General features: G+C 69.0%; 15 protein-coding genes. 6 read left to right on the top strand and 9 right to left on the bottom strand.

Annotated elements, in window-relative coordinates; all coding sequences use genetic code 11:
- Positions 1-157 precede the first annotated feature (157 nt).
- Positions 158-682 (bottom strand): hypothetical protein, encoded by a 525-nt coding sequence (locus ACTJJP_RS11575; RefSeq protein ID WP_440775160.1) that lies wholly within the window; start codon positions 680-682, stop codon positions 158-160.
- A gap of 81 nt (positions 683-763) precedes the next feature.
- Positions 764-2,050, bottom strand: coding sequence for a GAF domain-containing protein (locus tag ACTJJP_RS11580; RefSeq protein ID WP_440775161.1), 1,287 nt, complete (start codon positions 2,048-2,050; stop codon positions 764-766).
- Positions 2,051-2,255: 205 nt separating this feature from the next.
- Here ACTJJP_RS11580 and ACTJJP_RS11585 point away from each other — a divergent pair, with 205 nt between their 5' ends.
- Positions 2,256-3,290, top strand: coding sequence for an NAD(P)-dependent alcohol dehydrogenase (locus ACTJJP_RS11585; RefSeq protein ID WP_440775162.1), 1,035 nt, complete (start codon positions 2,256-2,258; stop codon positions 3,288-3,290).
- Positions 3,291-3,353: 63 nt separating this feature from the next.
- On the opposite strand, the gene ACTJJP_RS11590 is transcribed toward ACTJJP_RS11585, so the two are convergent.
- Positions 3,354-4,781 (bottom strand): CCA tRNA nucleotidyltransferase, encoded by a 1,428-nt coding sequence (locus tag ACTJJP_RS11590; protein ID WP_440775163.1) that lies wholly within the window; start codon positions 4,779-4,781, stop codon positions 3,354-3,356.
- Between the two features lie 142 nt (positions 4,782-4,923).
- On the bottom strand, positions 4,924-6,435 hold the full coding sequence (locus ACTJJP_RS11595) for a DUF7059 domain-containing protein (RefSeq protein WP_440775164.1): 1,512 nt from the start codon (positions 6,433-6,435) through the stop codon (positions 4,924-4,926).
- A gap of 106 nt (positions 6,436-6,541) precedes the next feature.
- Between ACTJJP_RS11595 and ACTJJP_RS11600 the strand changes: the two genes are divergently transcribed.
- The 4 genes from ACTJJP_RS11600 to trxA all read left to right on the top strand — a co-directional run bounded on the left by ACTJJP_RS11600 (position 6,542) and on the right by trxA (position 11,826).
- On the top strand, positions 6,542-8,761 hold the full coding sequence (locus ACTJJP_RS11600) for a DUF6049 family protein (protein ID WP_440775165.1): 2,220 nt from the start codon (positions 6,542-6,544) through the stop codon (positions 8,759-8,761).
- Positions 8,758-10,380 carry a murein biosynthesis integral membrane protein MurJ gene (gene murJ / locus ACTJJP_RS11605; protein ID WP_440775166.1) on the top strand — a complete coding sequence of 541 codons (1,623 nt, stop codon included), beginning with the start codon at positions 8,758-8,760 and terminating at the stop codon, positions 10,378-10,380. Before ACTJJP_RS11600 ends, murJ begins: the two co-directional genes overlap by 4 nt.
- A gap of 73 nt (positions 10,381-10,453) precedes the next feature.
- Positions 10,454-11,440, top strand: coding sequence for a thioredoxin-disulfide reductase (gene trxB, locus ACTJJP_RS11610; RefSeq protein ID WP_440775167.1), 987 nt, complete (start codon positions 10,454-10,456; stop codon positions 11,438-11,440).
- 62 nt (positions 11,441-11,502) lie between these two features.
- Positions 11,503-11,826, top strand: coding sequence for a thioredoxin (trxA, locus tag ACTJJP_RS11615; RefSeq protein WP_440775168.1), 324 nt, complete (start codon positions 11,503-11,505; stop codon positions 11,824-11,826).
- Between the two features lie 205 nt (positions 11,827-12,031).
- On the opposite strand, the gene ACTJJP_RS11620 is transcribed toward trxA, so the two are convergent.
- From ACTJJP_RS11620 to ACTJJP_RS11630, 3 genes are all read right to left on the bottom strand, one after another.
- Positions 12,032-12,379 (bottom strand): tryptophan synthase subunit alpha, encoded by a 348-nt coding sequence (locus ACTJJP_RS11620; RefSeq protein WP_440775169.1) that lies wholly within the window; start codon positions 12,377-12,379, stop codon positions 12,032-12,034.
- 82 nt (positions 12,380-12,461) lie between these two features.
- Positions 12,462-13,439, bottom strand: a complete 978-nt coding sequence (locus ACTJJP_RS11625) for a ParB/RepB/Spo0J family partition protein (RefSeq protein WP_440775170.1) — start codon at positions 13,437-13,439, stop codon at positions 12,462-12,464.
- Positions 13,439-14,365 carry a ParA family protein gene (locus ACTJJP_RS11630; RefSeq protein WP_440775171.1) on the bottom strand — a complete coding sequence of 309 codons (927 nt, stop codon included), beginning with the start codon at positions 14,363-14,365 and terminating at the stop codon, positions 13,439-13,441. The genes ACTJJP_RS11625 and ACTJJP_RS11630 overlap by 1 nt, the downstream gene beginning before the upstream one ends.
- Positions 14,366-17,665: 3,300 nt before the next feature.
- Between ACTJJP_RS11630 and ACTJJP_RS11635 the strand changes: the two genes are divergently transcribed.
- Entirely contained in the window at positions 17,666-17,848 is a 183-nt protein-coding gene (locus ACTJJP_RS11635; protein ID WP_440775172.1) for a hypothetical protein, read from the top strand.
- Between the two features lie 557 nt (positions 17,849-18,405).
- Here ACTJJP_RS11635 and rsmG read toward each other — a convergent pair.
- Both rsmG and ACTJJP_RS11645 read right to left on the bottom strand, forming a co-directional pair.
- The gene (gene rsmG / locus ACTJJP_RS11640) at positions 18,406-19,035 is read right to left on the bottom strand and encodes a 16S rRNA (guanine(527)-N(7))-methyltransferase RsmG (protein ID WP_440775173.1); all 630 of its coding nucleotides are present in this window, start codon (positions 19,033-19,035) and stop codon (positions 18,406-18,408) included.
- 7 nt (positions 19,036-19,042) lie between these two features.
- Positions 19,043-19,546 (bottom strand): Jag family protein, encoded by a 504-nt coding sequence (locus ACTJJP_RS11645; RefSeq protein WP_440775174.1) that lies wholly within the window; start codon positions 19,544-19,546, stop codon positions 19,043-19,045.
- Positions 19,547-19,554 lie beyond the last annotated feature (8 nt).

Here is a 19,554-nt window from a genome sequence, read left to right on the forward strand (position 1 = left end):
GCACGATGGGCGGCCGGCAACGGGCGGCAGGCGGCAGTGACCTCGGTGGCCGGCGACGGCCTCGCGACCATCGCCGCGGCATCCGCCCCCGTGCAACACCCCCCGGAAGCACGGATGCCACGACCCCAAGGCCGTGGCATCCGTTCCGCGCGAAGGACTACGCGTCGGCGTCGGCCAGCACCGATCGCAGCGGCGGGACGTTCACTTCGTGCAGGTCGACGTCGTCGAGGCGCTCGATGCTCTGCACGCGCGGGGCGATCACGCGGTCGTCGGCGACGATCCAACTGCCGACGAGGAGGAACCGGTCATTGCCCGCCGTGATCGGGCCCGTCAGGGCGAACGTCTGGTGCGTCGGGGTCAGGAACGTCACGCGCACGGGCGTGCCGTGAGGGAGGGTCGACGGATCGACCACGTCGGCCTCGAGTGCGGGCCGCGGAGGCTCGATGCCGAGATCGATGCGCTGGATCTCGGAGCTCGTCGCGAGGATCACGTCGCCGACCAGGGGCTGACCGCCCACGCCGATACGGACGGTGCCCTCGAGGGCGTAGAGGCCGTAGCGCGGCGAGCGGACGATGACACGGGCGATGTCGCCTGCCTTGACCTCGGCCAGCGCCTCGCGGATGCGCGCCACGTCGCGACGGGCACGGGCTGTCGAGAAGATGTCGAGCGCGTTTTCGTCCATATGTTCAGAGTAACGAGGGCCTCCGACATCGGGCCCACCGAGGAGTGAACGCGCCCGAAAGCGCTGTCGCTCCCGTGCCGCTCACTCGCGCTCGAGCCGCTCGATCCGTGCGACGAGGCCGGCACGCTTCGGCGAGCGCGGGGGAAGCATCGACAGGCACAGCCGCAGCACCTCCTCGTCGTCGCGCCCGTCCACGCCGTCGGCGTAGGCGAGGAGCACGTCGACCCCGGCCTCGGCGATCAACGCCTCTCGCAGCGTCGAGCGCACCGATTCGCGCACCTCGACCACCCCCGGCGCCTCCGACTCGGGCAACACCGGACCCGAGTACGCCGCGAGGGCCACCCGGTGCGCGCCGCGATCGAGAAGGGACAGCACCTGCTGGGCGTCGGTCTCGAGTCCGTCGATGAGCCGATAAGGCCGGGATGCCGGCACCACCCGCGGTGCGACGGGAACCAGGGCGCGGCGCAGGCGCACCATCTCGGGCCGCAGCGTCTCGACGGCGGCGTGGCCGTACACGGCCTCGCTCAACGCCTCTGCGGAGAGCCCCTCGCGGTGCACGGCGAGCAGCAGGAGGATCTCGGCGTGACGTGCGCCGAGTTCGAGTGTCGAGCCCCCGACCTCGAGCATCGCGCGGTCGCGTCCGAGGATGCGCAGCAGGGCACGCGCGGGCGCGGAGCGTCGCGGGGGAGGAGTCTGCTGCGCACGCAGCCGCGCGACGAGGATCTCGCTCTCGATGGCCCGGGCCGTGGCATCCACCAGCAGGTGAGCCTGGGGCGTCACGGCCTCGGGCCCTCCTGTGACGTCGATCACGCCGAGCAGGCGACGGGTCTCGGGGTCGTGCACCGGAGCGGCCGTGCACGACCAGGGCTGCACGAGGCGGTTGAAGTGCTCGGCTCCGCGGATCTGCACGGAGCGATCGAGGGTCAACGCGGTCCCGGGTGCGGAGGTGCCGACGGCATCCTCGGCCCAGTTCGCCCCCGCGACGAAACCCATGTCGCCGGTGAGGGTGCGGATATGCCGGTCGCCCTCGACCCACAGCAGGCGCCCCGCGGCGTCTCCCACGGCGACGACGACACCCGACTCCTCGGCGGTGCCCGGAAGAAGCAGGCCGCGCACCATGTCCATGACCCCGGCCAGAGGATGAGCCCGGCGGTACGCCTCGAGTTCCTCCGACGCCAGTTCGAGCGCGGGAAGCCCCTCGGGCCCGACGAGGGATGCCATCGACCTCCGCCACGACTCGGTGACCAGCGGACGGACGTCGTCGAGGCGTCGATCCTCGTTGCCGGCGAGGAGCTCGTCATGGGCGCGGGCGATCAGCAGTCCCGAAGTCTCGGGGGAGATGGCCGGTCGCGACCACGGTGAACTCACGTGACTCCCATCGGCGGTGACGGAGGTGGCTCCAGTGTAGGTCGGCGAGGGCCCGGGCGGCAGGGCTCACCGTTCCGGGCGCTGGGGCGGCGGCGGGCGTCCCCTCGTGTGCAAGCGCTTCTCGATCAGCGGAAGACGCCGTCAACCCCCGTCCTCGACGACGGACCGGGGAGGCACCGTGGAGCGAACGAGAGAAAGGGATGCCATGAAGGCAGTGCAGTATCGCGAGATCGGCAAGGGCCCCGAGGTCGTCGAGATCGACGAACCCCACGCGGGTCCGGGCCAGGTACGGCTCAAGGTGACGGCCGCGGGCCTGTGCCACTCCGACTGGTTCGTGATGGACCTCCCCGAAGACCAGTACACCTACGGTCTGCCGCTCACCCTCGGCCATGAGGGCGCCGGTGTCGTCGACGAACTCGGCGAGGGCGTCGAGGGCGTCGAGATCGGTGCGGCCTACGCGATCTACGGTCCGTGGGGGTGCGGCCGCTGCCACGCGTGCGCGCAGGGAGCCGAGAACTACTGCCCATACGCGGCGGAGCTGGGTATCACCCCTCCCGGTCTCGGCAGCCCCGGGGCGATGGCCGAGTACGTGATCGTCGATGATCCCCGTCATCTCGCCCCGCTCGGCGACCTCGACCCGGTCGAGACCGTGTCTCTCACCGACGCCGGCCTGACGCCGTACCACGCGATCGTGTCGGCGAAGGAGAAGCTGTACCCCGGTGCGACGGCGGTCGTGATCGGCGTCGGCGGACTCGGCCACGTGGGCGTGCAGATCCTCCGCGCGATCACGCAGGCCACCGTCATCGCCGTGGACCTCGGCGACGACAAGCTCGCCCTCGCCCGCGAGGTCGGTGCGCACCACGCGGTGACCTCCGACGAGCACGCCGCCGAGCGCATCCGTGAGCTCACGAACGGCCTCGGTGCGACAGCGGTGTTCGACTTCGTGGGCGTGCAGCCGACGATCGACCTCGCCCGCGCTGTGGCCGGCGTGGACAGCTTCATCCACATCGTCGGCATCGGCGGCGGCATCATGCCCGCCGGGTTCTTCTCCACCCCGATGGGCGCTGCCGTCCGTGCGCCGTACTGGGGCACGCGCAGCGAGCTGATCGAGGTGCTCGATCTCGCCCGCAGCGGCGCTGTCGGTGTACACGTCGAGCGTTACGGGTTCGACGGCGCTGTCGAGGCGTACGCGAGGCTCCACAAGGGCGCCGTACGCGGCCGGGCGGTCGTCGTTCCCTGATCGAAGATGCGGGGCAACTCTGGCTCGTGGAGCCGCCCCTCATGCCGTCGACGGCATATGCGGTCAGCCCCGCGCTGCCCACCACTCGCGCAGGCGCTTCTCCGCCTCGTCCTCGCCGACCACGCCCTCGTCGAGCCGCAGGTCGAGCAGGAACCGGTACGCCTCACCCACCTCGCGTCCGGGCGTGAGCCCGAGCACCTCCTGGATGCGGTTGCCGTCGAGCTCGGGGCGGATCGAGTCGATCTCCTCCTGCTCGCGGAGGGCGGAGATGCGCGCCTCGATGTCGTCGTACGCGGATGCCAGTCGCTGCGCCTTGCGCTTGTTGCGGGTGGTCACATCGGCGCGGGTGAGGATGTGCAGGCGCTCCAGTTCGGCCCCGGCGTCGCGGACGTAGCGGCGCACCGCGGCATCCGTCCACGCCCCCTCGGCGTAGCCGAAGAACCGCAGGTGCAGCTCGACGAGCCGCGTGACGACGGTGGTGGTCGCGGCGTCGAAACGCAGCGCCTGCAGGCGCTTGCGGGCCAGGCGCGCGCCCTTGACGTCGTGGTGGTGGAACGTCACGCCCCCGCCCGGCTCGAGGCGTCGCGTCGCGGGCTTGCCGATGTCGTGCAGGAGGGCGGCGAGCCGAAGAGGCACATCCGGAGCGGCGTCCGGATGCCGGCTCTTCTCGAGGGCGATCGCCTGACGCAGCACGGTGAGGGAGTGCTCGTAGACGTCCTTGTGGTGGTGGTGCTCGTCGACCTCGAGGCGCAGAGCGGGCACTTCGGGCAGGAACTCGTCGATCAGGCCCGTCTCGACGAGTACGCGGAGGCCGCGGACCGGGTCGTCGGTCTGCAGCAGGCGCACGAGCTCCGCCTGCACGCGCTCGGGGCTGACGATCTCGAGCGACGCCCGTAGCTCGGCGACCGCATCGAGGGTTCCGCGGTCGACGGCGAAGTCGAGCTGCGAGGCGAACCGGGCCGCGCGCAGCATGCGCAGCGGATCGTCGCCGAAGCTCACAGCGGGGTCGATGGGTGTGCGCAGACGCCCCGCGATCAGGTCCTCGACGCCGCCGGTCGGGTCGACGAGCGTGCGCGCGGGCACGCGGAGCGCCATCGCGTTGACGGTGAAGTCGCGGCGACTGAGGTCGGCCTCGAGGGTGTCACCGAACTCCACCGTGGGTTTGCGCGTGACCCCGTCGTAGCTGTCGGCGCGGTAGGTGGTGATCTCGACCTGCTCGCCCTTGACGCGCGCGCCGATGGTTCCGAAAGCGCGGCCGACGTCCCACTGGACGGACGAGACGGGCTTGATCAGCGCGAGGATCTCTTCGGGGCGGGCGTCGGTGGTGAAGTCGAAGTCGTGCGTGGTGCGGCCCAGCAGCGCGTCGCGGACGGGACCGCCGACGATCGCGAGATCACGGCCGGCGTCGGCGAAGGCACGGGCGACGGTGGCGACGACGGGGTGCGCGGCGAGCTCCTCGAGGCGCGCGAGACCCTCGGCCATATTCAGCATGTCTTCGAGCCTATCCGGGGCTGTCGACAGCGTCCCCGCGCCTGTCGGCAGCCTCATCGAGTGTCCACAACATCCGGATGCCACGGCATCCACGTCCGGGTTTCGTGGACACTCGCGCGACACGCGACCCCGACGTCGCGCCTCAGTCGGCGAACGAGACGAACCCCGTCACGAGCAACTCGCGCACCCGTGGCAGCAGATCGGCGCGGAGGTGCGCGGCATCCACCTCCATCAACTGGGCGATGGCGTCGATGAGCACCCCGACCGTCAGATCGCCGTCGCACGCGCCCACGAGCGCCGCCAGGGCCGGGTCGACCTCGATCCGCCGCGCGAAGCCACCGCCCTGATGCAGCTCGATGACCGTCGGGTCCCCCTCACCCGGACGGTGATGACGCGCCTCCGTGACGTCCGGCGCCACCCGCAGCACGCTCGCCGCGAGGTCGTCGTCGTCGAGCAGGGCCGCACGGTCGTGCGCGGCGAGGCAGTCGGCGAGGTGCGGTCCGAATGCGGCTTCCCCGCCCCCGGCGACGCGCTCGTACCGCGCCAGGGTCGGGCCGCCGGCGAGGGGCTTGCGCAGCAACAGGTATCCGAAGCCGACGCCGGTCACACCGCGATGGGCGAAATCGTCGAGCCACGCATCGATCAGACGTCCGTGCGCCGTCGTTCCCGGAACCGTGCCGCCGTCGCGCACCCACAGCTCCGCGTACGCGAGCGGGTCGAGCACCTCGCGCTCGATCACCCAGGCATCCATCTCGTCGCCCACCCACGAGCGGACGCGGTCGAGTCCCGACTCCCCCTCGCGGTACTCCCAGTTGCCCAGCATCTGTGCGACGCCGCCGGGGGGGAGGTGCGGACCGACACCGGCGACGACGGCCTCCACCAGCGAATCGCCCTCCATCCCGCCGTCGCGGTACTCGTACGCCGGCACCCCCTCGACACGGGGCGTGATGACGAACGGGGGATTGGATGCCACCCGGTCGAACGTCTCGCCCGCGACGGGGTCGAAGAGCGAGCCGAGCCGCGTCTCGATCCCCTCGACGTCGTTGAGCTGCGCGTTCAGCCGCGTGAACCGCAGCGCCCGCTCGGAGACGTCGGTGGCGACGACGTGCTCCACGAGCCGGCGGAGGCGGAGGGCCTGGATGCCGCACCCGGTCCCGATGTCCAGGGCGGTCCGCGCGCCACGGGTCACCTGGAGGCGGGCCAGGGTCTGCGAGGCTCCACCGACACCCAGGACGTGGTCCTCGGGGAGGGGACCCTCGAGCGCCGCCTCGTCGAGGTCGCTCGCGATCCACCACTCGACCTCCCCCGCGTCGTCCGAGAACGCCTGCGGCCGCACGACCGCTGCGGGGTGCACCTCATCGTCCTCGACGCGAACCAGGCCCAGAGCGGCCGCTCCGTCGATCCCCAACGACGGCAGAGCCGAAGCCACCCGCGCGCGATCCGCGGGGAGACCGAGTCCCCACAGACGCCCCATCACGGCGAGCGCGTCGTCACGGCCGCCGAGCGCGCGCTCGGCCGGGCGGCGCAGGCCCCGGGCGACGGCGTCATCCGCTTGCGCGCCCCAGGCCTCGCGGAGACTGGCGCTGGTGTAGTCAGCGGCACGGAGATCAGCGGCGAGCGCCTGACAGAGGCGGAGGTCGGGTTCGGGGAGCACCGGTCCATTCAAGCGTCTGCGCGAGGCTATCGGGGGGCTTCAAGGCACGCGGGCCTAGACTCGTCGCGGTGCGAGTCCCCCTCGTGCCACCGACGCTCGTATGACCGTGACTTCCCCGCCTTCGGGCTCACCCGTGCCGCGGCGCCCCCTCGCGCGCCGGCTGCTGGCGACCCTCGCCGCCGGCGCCCTGGCCCTCGGTGTGACGCTGCCGTCAGCTGCCGCGTCCGCCGCGTCCGCCGCGACCCCCGAGCCTTCGCCGACGACCACGACCGTCGCCTCGGCGTTGTCGGCCGCCCCGGGTGCGAACGGCATCCTGCGCCCCGGAGACCCGCTGTCGGTCGTCGTCACGCTGTCGGCGGGATCCTCCGCCTCCGCCGCGGTCCCGGTCGCCCTCTCCATCGGCTCGACATCCCTGGGTGACGACGCCGCTCTCGACCGCTGGCTCGGCGGCGATGCGTCAGGACAGTCGTTGCAGCAGCTGGCGACGGGAACGGTGGATGCCACCGCCTCCGGCGCGCAGAGCTCGATCACGCTGACCGTCCCCGCGACCGATCCGACCCTCGCCGCCCGCGGTGCCGGGATCTACCCGGTGCTCGTGTCGGCGGCGGGCCTGACGGCCCCGAGCGTCGTCGTCGTGCCGTCCGACGGGCCGACCACCCCGATCGCTCTCGTGGTGCCCATCACCGCCGCCCCCCTCACACGGGGGCTGCTGACGGGCAACGAGCTGGCGGAGCTGACGGCGGTCGACGGAGCGCTGTCGGCCCAGCTCGACGCCGTCGACGGTACCGCCGCGACCCTCGCCGTCGACCCGGCGATACCGGCGGCGATCCGCGTCCTCGGCTCCGCTGCCCCGCCCACCGCGGTGGCCTGGCTGCAGCGCCTGCTCGCCCTGCCGAACGACAGGTTCGCGCTGCAGTTCGGCGACGCCGACATCGCTGCCCAGCTGCAGGCCGGACTGAGCGCCCCCTTGGGCCCGACATCGCTGCAGTCCTATATGACGGAGGCCGATTTCACCGGCTCGTCGGCTGCGGTGCCCGCGGTCTCGACTCCGGAACCGCTCCCGTCCGCGAGTCCGGGACAGCCGAGCTATCCGTCGCTGTCGACGCTGCTCGACATCGGTTCGTCGACGTCGAACGTCTTCTGGCCGGCCACGGGGTCGGCGGGGCCCGAGACGGTGGCGGCGCTCGGCGCGCTCGGAACCCCTGAGGCCCCCGCTCGCGTCCTCATCGCTTCGACGAGCGTTTCGGGCGGTTCGCGCGTCGCGGCCGCCACCACCGCGGGCATCTCGACCCCGGTGTACGACGCGGAGGTGTCGCGGGTGCTCGCGACCGCGGCCGGCCAGAACGACGCCACGCGCCGCAGTGCGTCCCTGGCCGCGGCGCAGGCGTACCTCGCCGTCGCGCGCAGCTCCGCCGGCGATCAGCCGGTGCTCGCCGTGCTCGACCGCGGCACCGATCGCTCCCGCGGGAGCCTGCGCGCCACGCTCGGCCTGCTGTCGTCTGCGCCGGGGTTCGCGACATCGACCCTCGCCGAGATCTCGGGCCGCTCGGCATCCGAGATCTCCCTCGCCGCGCCCGCGGTCGATCCGACACGGGCCGCCGAGGTGGGCGATCTCCTCTCCGACGAGCAGTCGGTCGACCGTTTCGCGACGATCCTCGATCAACCCGAGCTGCTCACCGGCCGCGAGCGCGCCGAGATGCTGCAGGTCATCAACGTCTCGTGGACGGGCGATCCCGCCCGTCAGGCCGTGGCAGACCACCGCTCCGGCACGCAGACCACGCTGGACTCCGTCGGCATCCTGTCCTCCGACTTCCGCCTGGTCAGCTCCAGCGCCCCGCTGCGGCCCTGGGTGCGCAACGACCTGCCGTGGCCCGTCACGGTGGTCCTCGACGTGAGCCCGAACGATGCGCGTCTGCGCGTGCAGGACCGCACCACGGTCGAGGCGCAGGCCGCGGCCAACACCCGCGTCGAGGTCCCCGTCGAGGCGCGTATCGCCAACGGCGAGGTCAGCGTCGCCCTGCAGCTCTACAGCCCCACCGACCAGCCGATCGGCGCCCCGCAGCGGGTCGACGTCGAGGTGCGCGCCGAGTGGGAGAGCATCGGGCTGATCGTCATCGTCGTGCTCGTGGTCGGCTTCCTCGGCCTCGGCGTTGTCCGGACCGTCGCGCGTCGCCGTCGCACACGCGCCGAAGAGGATTCCGCCCCGACTCCGGATGCCGACGGCCCCGTCGACGGCATCGGAGCGAAGGGTCCGGACGACGACGGGCGCAGCCCCGCCGAGTCCGCGGACGAGACCGCACCCGACGAACAGGAGATCCGCCCGTGAGCAGTATCGGACGGGCGAGTGTGCTCATCGGGGCGGGGACGATCGTCTCCCGCGTGAGCGGGTTGCTGCGCATCGTCGTGCTCGTCGCGATCGTCGGGTCGGTGGGCAGCGCCGCGGGCGACGCCTTCGGTCTCGCCAACCAGCTGCCGAACAACATCTACACGGTCATCTCGACCGGGGTGCTCACGGCGGTGATCGTCCCGCAGATCGTCAAGGCCGCCGCGCATGCCGACGGGGGCCGCGCCTTCGTCTCCAAACTCTTCACGCTGGGCACGGTGATCCTGCTCGCGACGACCGCCCTCGCGATGATCGCCGCTCCGCTGATCGTCACCGTCTACATCGACCCCGCCAAGGTCGAGCCCGATCAGATCGCTCTCGCCACCGCGTTCGCCTACTGGTGCCTGCCGCAGATCTTCTTCTACGGCCTCTATGCGCTGCTGGGCGAGATCCTCAACGCACGCAAAGTGTTCGGCCCGTACACGTGGGCACCCATCGTCAACAACGTCGTCTCCATCGTCGGCTTCGGCATCTTCCTGTTGCTGTTCGGAGGGCCGAGCCCCGACGTCCTGCAGTGGACACCAACGATGATCGGGCTGCTCGGCGGCGTCGCCACCGGCGGCATCGTCTTGCAGACCGTCGTCCTGCTGGTGTTCTGGCGGCGGGCCGGTCTGCAGCTGCGTCCCGACTTCCACTGGCGGGGCGTGGGCCTTCGCCACATCGGACGGCTGGCCGGCTGGACGTTCCTCATGGTCATCGTGGGACAGCTGGCCGGAATCGTGCAGACCCGGGTGCTGTCCGGCGCCTCGGGAACCGGACCCGCGATCATCGCCACACAGAACGCGTGGCTGGTGTTCATGCTGCCGTACTCGATCATCGTGCTGTCGATCGGGACGCCGTACTTCACCCAGCTCAGCGAGCACGCCGCAGCCGGGCGCCACGATGAGGTGAAGTCGGACATCGTCCGCAGCATCCGCGTCCTCGGACTGTTCATCGTCGTCGCCACCGCCGCGCTGGCCGTCGCCGCGGTGCCGGCGACGCGCGTCTTCACCAACAGCTCCGACGAGGCGCTCGCCGCCGCCCCCGTCCTGCTGTGCTTCCTCGTCTGTCTGCTCCCACTGGCCGTGCTCTTCGTCATCCAGCGCACCTTCTACGCCTACAACGACACGCGGACGCCGTTCTTCTTCACCCTCGCCCAGGGCGTTCTGGTCGCGGTGACGGCCCTGATCGCCGGGGCCGCCGTGGGTGCCGGAACCCTTCCCCTCGCGCAGCTGGCGGCGGGGGTCGCTCTGGGTCAGTCCCTCGCGAGCGTCGTTCAGGTGGTGATCGCCACAGCGATCCTGCATCGGCGCCTGGGGGGTATCGGTGTCCGCGCCTGGCTGACCCCGCTCGCGCGGTTCGTCCTCGTCGCCATCCCGGCTGCCGCTGCGGGCTGGGGCGTCGTGGTGCTGTGCGGCGGTCCCGAGGGCTGGCTGTCGGCGTCGGTGGTGTCGGGCGCCCTGGGAGCCGCGCTGGTCGGATCGGTCGTCCTGGCCGTCTACATCGGCATCCTGGCCCTTCTTCGTACGCCGGAACTCGAACCGGCCGTCGCGCTGGGTCGACGGTTCCTCCCCAAGCGCTAGCCCTGCGGTCGTGGAATACCCCGCGGCTACCATGGGTTTCATCCGACGGAATCAACGAGAGGAAGGCGCAAACGTGCGTCACGTCATCATCATCGGGTCGGGCCCGGCCGGCTACACCGCCGCCATCTACGCTGCCCGAGCCAACCTCGAGCCCCTCGTCGTCGCAAGCTCCGTCGAAGCCGGCGGTGACCTCATGAACACGACCGAGGTCGAGAACTTCCCCGGGTTCCCCGACGGCATCCAGGGGCCCGACCTCATGGCCAAAATGCAGGCGCAGGCCGAGCGTTTCGGCGCTCAGGTGCTCTACGACGACGTCGTGTCGCTCGACCTCGAGGGCCCCGTCAAGACGGTCACGCTCGGCAGCGGCAAGGTCGAGGAGGCCGTCTCGGTCATCTACGCCACCGGCTCGGCCTACCGCAAGCTCGGGCTCGAGGGCGAAGAGCGCCTCTCGGGTCGCGGTGTCTCCTGGTGTGCCACGTGCGACGGGTTCTTCTTCCGCGACCGTACGATCGCCGTCGTCGGCGGCGGCGACTCGGCGATGGAAGAAGCGAACTTCCTGACGAAGTTCGCATCGAAGGTCTACGTGATCCACCGCAAGGACTCGCTGCGCGCGTCCAAGATCATGCAGGAGCGCGCGTTCGCGAACCCCAAGATCGAGTTCATCTGGAACAGCGCCGTCGACGAGATCCTCGGTGACGACGCCGTCAACGGCGTGCGTCTGCGTTCGACCGTCGACGACACGACGCGTGAGCTGCCCCTCGACGGGTTGTTCGTCGCCATCGGCAATGACCCGCGCACCCACCTGGTGCACGACAAGCTGCAGCTCACCGACCAGGGCACCATCTGGGTCGACGGACGTTCGTCGCGCACGTCCGTCGCCGGCGTCTTCGCCGCCGGCGACGTGATCGACCCGACGTATCGCCAGGCGATCACCGCCGCGGGCAGCGGGACGGTGGCCGCCCTCGACGTCGAGCACTTCCTCGCCGCACGCGGTGAGGCCGGCGAACCCGCAGTCTCGGAGAGCCCCATCGGCGGCCTTCCCGACGTCGCGGTCGTCTGAGGAACAAATCCGCGCTCACCGGCGTTTTCACTCACTGAAGCTTTCATCTAAGGAGATATGCAATGACTGCCAAGGCGACGACCTCCGCCACGTTCGAGCAGGACGTCCTGCAGGCTGACGGACCCGTGCTCGTGGACTTCTGGGCCGAGTGGTGCGGTCCGTGTCGCATGGTCGCTCCCGTCCTCGATGAGATCCAGACCGAGAATGCGGGCAAGATCACGGTCCTCAAGCTGAACGTCGACGAGAACCCCGACCTCGCGATGAAGTATCAGATCACCTCGATTCCCGCGATGAAGGTGTTCCAGGGCGGCGAGGTCAAGACGACGATCATCGGCGCGAAGCCCAAGTTCGCGCTGGAACAGGATCTCGCTCCCTACCTCGGCTGAGATGTTCTGCACGGAAGCCCCGCCTCCTCACGGACGCGGGGCTTTCGCGTTGCCGGGGATCGGCCGGACGGCGTGGGCGCAGAGGGTCGCTTCGTCAACGACAGGACCGGGTTCCGGATGCCGCGACCCCCGCGATCAAACGGGCACGTCGAGCCCCTCGCCGTGTACGGGGTCGTGTCGATCGGTGTGGCGTGCTGAGAGCCCCTCAGGACGCGTCGAGACGCACGCTGGCGTCCCAGCGGCGATGCGGCTCTTCGTCGCCCAGGATGCGCCACACGGCGCGTGTGAGGGGCGGATAGTCGAGCGAGATCTGACGCAGCACGCGGTAGTTGCGCGAGCGGTTGGGTCGCCGTCCGCCGTTCTCCGCGATGTTCTCCGCGCGGAGCGTGAGCACGACGAGCTCGTCCACGCTCGGCAGATCCTCCATGAAGTCCCACGGGTCTTCGCCGCCGCGCAGACGCTCGTGGATGAGCACGGCCAACTCGTCGGACGCCTCCGCGCGCAGCAGCTCGAGGCTGGCGCGGCGGCGCAGGGTGTCGTCGTTCGCTGTCACCATTCCAGCGTACGTCGGGCCGCCGACACCGAGGCCCGCGATCGCATCCCTCGTCTCGAGACTGATCCTGGTCTGAGGACGCTCAGCCGGTATAGCCGTCTTCGCCCAGGGTCGAAAGGATGCGATTCAGATCCTGGATAGAAGCGAAATCAATGCTGATCTGGCCTTTTTTTGCAGTCAGCGACACGCGCACCTTGGTGTCGAATCGGTCACCCAGCCTGTCGGCGATCTGGTCGAGTCCCGCCTGACGAGCGCCGGCCTTCGGCTTCTGGCGAACGGGAACCACACCGGGCATTTTCGCCGCGGCCTCGGCCGCGCGCACCGACAGGTCTTCATTCACGATCTTGTCCGCGAGCTTCTGCATCTCGCGCGGGTCGTCGAGCGAGAGAATCGCGCGAGCGTGTCCCGCGCTGAGGACACCTGCGGCAACACGCTGTTGTACGGGGACCGGCAGCTTGAGAAGACGGATGGTGTTACTGATCTGTGGACGCGAACGCCCGATCCGCGTTGCCAGCTCCTCCTGCGTGATGCCGAAATCTTCGAGCAGCTGCTGGTAGGCCGATGCTTCCTCGAGGGGATTGAGCTGAGACCGGTGCAGGTTCTCGAGGAGTGCGTCCCGAAGCAGGTACTCGTCATCGGTCTCACGAACGACCGCGGGGATCGTAGTGAGTCCGGCTTCGCGCGACGCGCGCGTCCGCCGCTCACCCATGATGAGCTCGTACGTTCCATCGCCCTTGTCACGAACGACGACAGGCTGAAGCACGCCGAACTCGCGGACGGAGTGCACCAGTTCGGCGAGGTCATCCGAATCGAAGTGCGTTCGGGGCTGACGAGGGTTCGGGACAATCGACGCCGGGTCTACGTGGATGAGGCGTGCACCCGGAACGGAAACGAGTTGTGCGTCAGCGCTCGTTCCAGGGTCCGTCGTCGACGGTGACTTCTTCGCCTTGTCGGACGCTGATGCACCCGGGAAGAATACGTCGACGGGGCGCGCCTCCGTCGGTTCGGCGGTGGGGATCAGCGCACCGATGCCACGACCCAGTCCGGTCCTCTTAGCCATCAGGAATCCTTTTCGGTGGTGTCGCGAGCGACGATTTCGACCGCGGCTTCGCGGTAGGCGATGGCGCCCGCCGACTGGCCATCGTACGCGATGACCGTCTGCCCGAAGCTCGGTGCCTCGGAGACGCGAACGGAGCGGGGAATGACCGTATTGAGGACTTCCCCCGTGAAATGCGAGCGGACCTCTTCGGCAACCTGCTGTGCGAGCCGCGTGCGGCCGTCGTACATCGTCAGCAGGATCGTCGATACGTGGAGCTTCGGATTGAGGTGCTTCTGAATCATCTGGACACTGCCGAGCAGTTGACTGAGCCCCTCGAGTGCGTAGTACTCGCACTGGATGGGAATCATCACCTCATCGGCTGCCGTGAATGCGTTGATCGTCAGGAGTCCGAGCGACGGCGGGCAATCGATGATCACGAAGTCGAGATGGTTATCCTCGATCGCCAGATACTCGCGAAGGGCACCACGCAGGCGGTGCTCGCGGGCTACCTGGGAGACGAGCTCGATCTCTGCGCCGGCAAGATGTATGGTGCTCGGCGCACACAGCAGATCAGGGGACTCCGGGCTCGTCTGAATGATGTCGACGAGCGGGACATCGTTGATGAGAACGTCGTAAACGCTCGGCGTGTCCGCCGTGTGGGCGACACCGAGAGCGGTTGAGGCGTTACCCTGCGGGTCGAGATCGACGACGAGAACCCGGGCTCCCACCGACGCCAGAGCCGCTGCTGTGTTGACGGCGGTCGTGGTCTTTCCGACCCCGCCCTTCTGGTTCGATACCGTGAACACGCGAGTGCGGCCGGAAAGCTTGATGGTGGCCCCTTCGAGCGCGCGCCGCCGCGCCGATAGATCTGCGATCTCACGGGCAATGGGGGAGTCGTCAAGCGAAAAGGACGAAGACGCCTCACCGGATTGTTTCACGTGAAACACCTCTCACCTTCGCGAACTCGCTCAGTCTACCCGGGGCCCCTGACATCGCCCGACGTCCGGCGGATGCACGGAACGGCTTTCGCTCCACCCTTGGGGACGCCTGGTGTGCAACCCGTCTGCACGCAACGTGTGCCCTGTACCCGGTCGTGGAGGGGCTTCCTCGCCGCCGACCCACGCCCGCGGGCGGGGAGCAGCGGGGTGTCATCCGCTCATCCGCGAGACCGCATTCGCGTTCCAATACCCCCGACTCACTCGTGCGCTGGGCAGGCGCTCATGCTCGCGTCCCTCTGTGTGCGCTTGATGGAGAGCCCCGAGTCACGGTCGGTCCCCCTGCCGTCAGGTGTTTCACGTGAAACATTGCCAGACCGACATCTACGTACCGGTCGCCCTCCGATTCGGGGGCCACCCGTGGAACGTTCCTTCTCGCGTCCACGGACCACCGGGCGGAGCCGCAGTGTTTGGCCCTGTCGTGCGTCACGCCCGCACCCGCCGCCGGTGCGTCGTGCGCCGTGTCCGGTCCTGGCCTGCCGCTGTTGGACAGACGTGAATGTAGGAGAAACCCGCCAGGTGCGCGGGCTCGCGTCCGGCGGGTCGGGTAGCGGGCTCGATCGGCTTCGTTTCGCTGGACAGTCCGGCACGACACGGAGATCTGACGTAGCGATGGGCGAGCCAGCGTGACAGAAGCCGCCGCCAACGGGCCCTGCTGATTCGAACGGCGGTTCGTCGGAAGTCATCCCGCGGACTCAGTGCGGCCTGCAGGCCAAAACACAGGCTCTGCGCTGCATGTGTCCACCAGCACACGTCAGCAGCGTCGAGCGGCATCATGCGCGGCAACACGCACCGCCGCTCCCAGCGCATGCCGGAGACGCGGACGGACAGAGCCGCCACCGTCGGACGCATCGGGCATCAGTTCGCACCGGCAGCAGTTGAGCACGCAGCGGACGGCGTTCCCCGCGTTGGCGCAGCCCCTCACCCTGGGCATCAACTCCGCCACATACGTCGCGTCGCAGCCTGCCATTGAACAGCGGGATGAACGGATGCCGCTGCACGCTTCACGCATCGACCAGCTCACACCGCGGGATCTGGCCGTACCGGTATCGGAAGTCACGCCGTGACCCGAAGCTCACTCCAGGAGCGAGCCGGTACGCCTGCCCGCTCTGTGCGCGCGACAACCGGCTCTTCGACACCCCGCGCGAAGACATCAGGCCGCGATCACCGGAGATGCCCGCTCCAGTGCTTCTCGGTCGGGTGCTGTGGTCAGGCTGACAACGAGGTCGGGGAGGTACGAGACCCGAAAAGCTGCCGTTCACGAGTGCGCTGATGTTTCACGTGAAACGTGTGGTTCGTGTCGTCGGGTCTCTGGGTTCGTGCCAACGGAGACATCGGGAGAGGGGCTTACGCTTCCTGGCCAGATTGCACGCCGGGGCGCCGCGCGCTCGAACGATCTGCCTCCTGGCGCAGCTGAGCCCGCACCCTCACCGAACAGGCCACTCGTCCCTGGCTGGGGTGCGGAACAAGCTCATCTCGTCGCCGCGCATGCTGAATCTGGCGCCGCATCTCGACCGCCGATCCCGCAGGATAAGCGCGCTGTTCCGCGTGCAACGCCGTACGCGCATCGGGCGTGGTAGTCCGGGCGGGAACGGACGGACCGGCCAAGGTCCCCATCCTTCTCCACGTGATGGTCGGCCGCGGCAATGCAACGCGAAGGCTCCGCAATGCGGACGACACTCGGTCACCCGGGGTTCGACAAGACCTCATCCTCGTAGGCGGGGTAGAGCGTCCCGAACGAACCGCGATGTTTGTCGGAGGTCGCGGTGGTCCATGTACTGACGGACAGCTCCGGAGCCCGCGCATTTTCGCACACGCAGCCCGGCGGCGGAGGCCCCTGTCTCACAGTGACGACGTGCAGACGCCTGGACCCCGAAAAGCCATCGGCATCGCCACCAGCGTCCGCTTCGACGTGTTTGATGACCAGGAAGCTGGGCTCATCGCGTCATTCTGCCGACCGTGCGCGTCGTCCGCCCACCCTCGGTCGTGGCATGTGCAGTGGGCGTATGACCCGTCTCGCTGACGCAAATCGGGGGACTGGGGACCGGTTGCGAGTCGGCCATGCGAGCATGACTGCCGGCCACCCGCCCGCAACCGTGGAGCCTCAGCTTGTGACGTTGGATGTTTCACGTGGAACATTGGCAGTTCACCTTGGATGGGGTATCGGTGACTCGGGGCGTTGCCGATGGCGACTGGTTTCTGCCCAGCCAACGAGATCCTCATCACCACCACGCTCGCTGCATACAGCGGGGACCGATCTATGAACACATCCGCGAGTTGCCGAGGCTCGACCCGCCCGCGTCACGACTCTCGCACGGACCACGCATTCCCCTCCGTCTACAAAGCCGGCTCACGTGTCGCCGCGCGGGCCGACTGGACCGCCGCCAGCGACGATCCAGACGGTGCCTTGGGTACGGGCGGCTGACACATCACCCATGCGTCTCCCGTGGGACGACGTCATCGCCCCACGGGTGGCCACCTTCAGGCTCCATCTTCGAGCATCGTCCCCGCGAGCGGCGGCAGAGGACCCGCCACACCCATCTGCTCAATCGCATCCACCCGTTCGCGCAGCTTCGAGATCACGAAGCAACTGAGGTCATCGCCTCGGGGTCAGCAGTCAATGGTGCGACAGCATGGCCACAGAACCACGTCGGAGGGCAGGTGATCGACTCCCGATATGCAGACATCTTCGTGTGAATCCAGGCCGCACATCCTCACCTCCTCATGACCGCACGCGCGCGCGGTGGACCTCGCGTCAACCGTCGAGGCGCAATGCGCGTGGAGTGCGGGTATCCCCTCGCTGCCATGACCCCCCCTGCGACGGGGAGCATCGAGAAGGAGGAGACGCCAGCCACGTTCAGATGCCCGGCCTCACCCCCACCCAACAGTCGGAGTGTTCCACGTGAAACATTCGGCGTACCCCGCGTCACGGGCCATCGGAGGGAACGCACACGGCGACCAAGTCACCCCGCGGCACGACTCCCTCAGCCCCCACTCACCGCTTCGTGCTGCGCTCGTGGGCAGAAATGACCGCCCACCGCCGTACCGACGACCCGTGGTCCTCACCGTCACCCGCGAGAGGCGGGGGAGTCGTACGTGACTGCACCTCGCCCATGGCTGTCGTGCGGCGGCACAGTGAGAACGAGACGGCCAATGCACCGCGCCCAGCTCTGCCGTACTCGTCGCGCCGATCGAGAGCCGCAATCTGTTCCACGTGAAACACGCCCACTTACGAGATCGCGTCGAGAGTCGGTGGCCGAACGTGCGGCCGACTCGGGCAACTGGGTGGAGGAGTACACGGCCGTGGTGGCTCTCCCCGCAGCTCCATCGCTGATACGAACGCCCACTCCGGTGTCGCCGCCCGCGCCGCACACCAACGGAGACGCCGAGGTCAGAGGACCCACCCGCCACACACGAGGCCAGAACTTCTGCTGACACGAAATGCCCGGAACGTCAGTCACAGCTCCGGAGAGACGCCGAACGATGTCACGTCCGATACCGACCCGCCCGCCAGGCACCCACCGAACCTGCGGCATCCGGCCCACCGTGGAATCCCGGCCCCCGAACCACATCGGGCACGGGTGACCTGTCACACGTCATGAACGCACACGAACTCGCGACCTCGGTCCGACGGCACGAGCGAAAGTCGTCACCACCTCAAGGCCGTACGCCGACGGACGACGCCGTCTCCGCCGGCTATCGGTGCGGGACCCCGACGGCACACCGTTCGACGTCAAACCATCTCACGCGAGAGCTACGGCACGGTGGGTCTCAACGAAGATCTCAAGGAGACACGTCGTTCGTCCCCTACGGTCACCCAGGACCAGCCGAGTGACTCACGTCAGAGCTCCGACTCAAGCTCCGACGTCGACGGGAAGAGGAAAGACCGAAGCAGCTGCCGCTCACCGCAGCACACGACGTCACTCATCGGCATCCGACCAGAGTGGACGATAACCAATGGCACAGAAGAGCATGTACACATGCCCTGACAATCAGCGCCCGACGGTGGCCAGGAAGACCCGCGTGGGCTCCTCCAACACGTCCTCTCCGACGATCTCCACCGACACGTCCTGCAGTCCGTAGTGTCGGATCTGCTTGGCCGCAGCATCGATCTCGCGCCCGACGTTCGCGCCCTTCAGGAACACGAGCCGGCCACCCGGGCGCACGAGAGGTGCGGTGTAGGGGAGGAGAGTGCGCAACGCGCTGACCGCTCGCGCCGTCGCGACGTCGAAGATGCGCCCGCGCGCCCACTCCTCGCCGCGCATGCGCTCGACGCTGACATTATCGAGTTCGAGGTCGGCAACCTGCTCCGACAGCCACGTCGTGCGGCGCTCCATCGGCTCGATGAGGGTCCACTCCACGTCGGGGCGCGCGATCGCCAGCACGAGGCCCGGAAGCCCCGCTCCGGATCCGACATCCACCGCCGCTCCTGTGAAGAAGGGAGCCGCGATCGCACTGTTCAGGATGTGTCGCGTCCACAGGCGCGGCACTTCCAGCGGACCGATCAGCCCTCGCTCCTCGCCGTGCGCCGCCAGATTCGCGGTGAATCTTCGCGCGACGTCGACGCGGTCACCGAAGATGTCCGCGGCCGCGAGGGGCTCGGCCTCGAGCTGTTCCGGCATCCGCGGATCAGCCCCGGCGCAAAACGGTGTGTCTGTCCGCACCCTCGCCGTACGACTCGGACTCGTAACCGCGGTCGGCCGCGATGTCGTGCACGAGTTTGCGCTCGTAGCTCGACATCGCCGGCAATGAGGCCTGGGAAGCACCCTCGACGAGTCGTGCGATAGCCCGGTCGACGAGCATCTCGAGCTGACGCTGGCGGGCGTCGCGCGACCCGCCGATGTCGAGGATGAGTCGCGAGAATCGACCCGTCGCATTCTGCACAGCGAGACGGGTGAGCTCTTGCAGCGCCTGCACGGTATCGGGGTGCGCGAGGCTCGACAGCGAATCGGCGTCGTCTGCCTCTACCGAAACGTACGCGCGCCCGGCACGCACATCCATCGCGAGATCGCCGTCGATGTCGGCGATGTCGAGCAGACCCTCGAGGTAGTCGGCGGCGATGTCGCCTTCTTGTTCGAGTTGCTCTTCGGTGGCGGCAGTCTGCTCGGGGGCAATCTGATCGGACGTCGTCATCAGGATCT

The sequence above is a fragment of the Microbacterium sp. 22296 genome (assembly GCF_052045385.1).
In the GTDB taxonomy this organism is placed as follows: Bacteria; Actinomycetota; Actinomycetes; order Actinomycetales; family Microbacteriaceae; genus Microbacterium.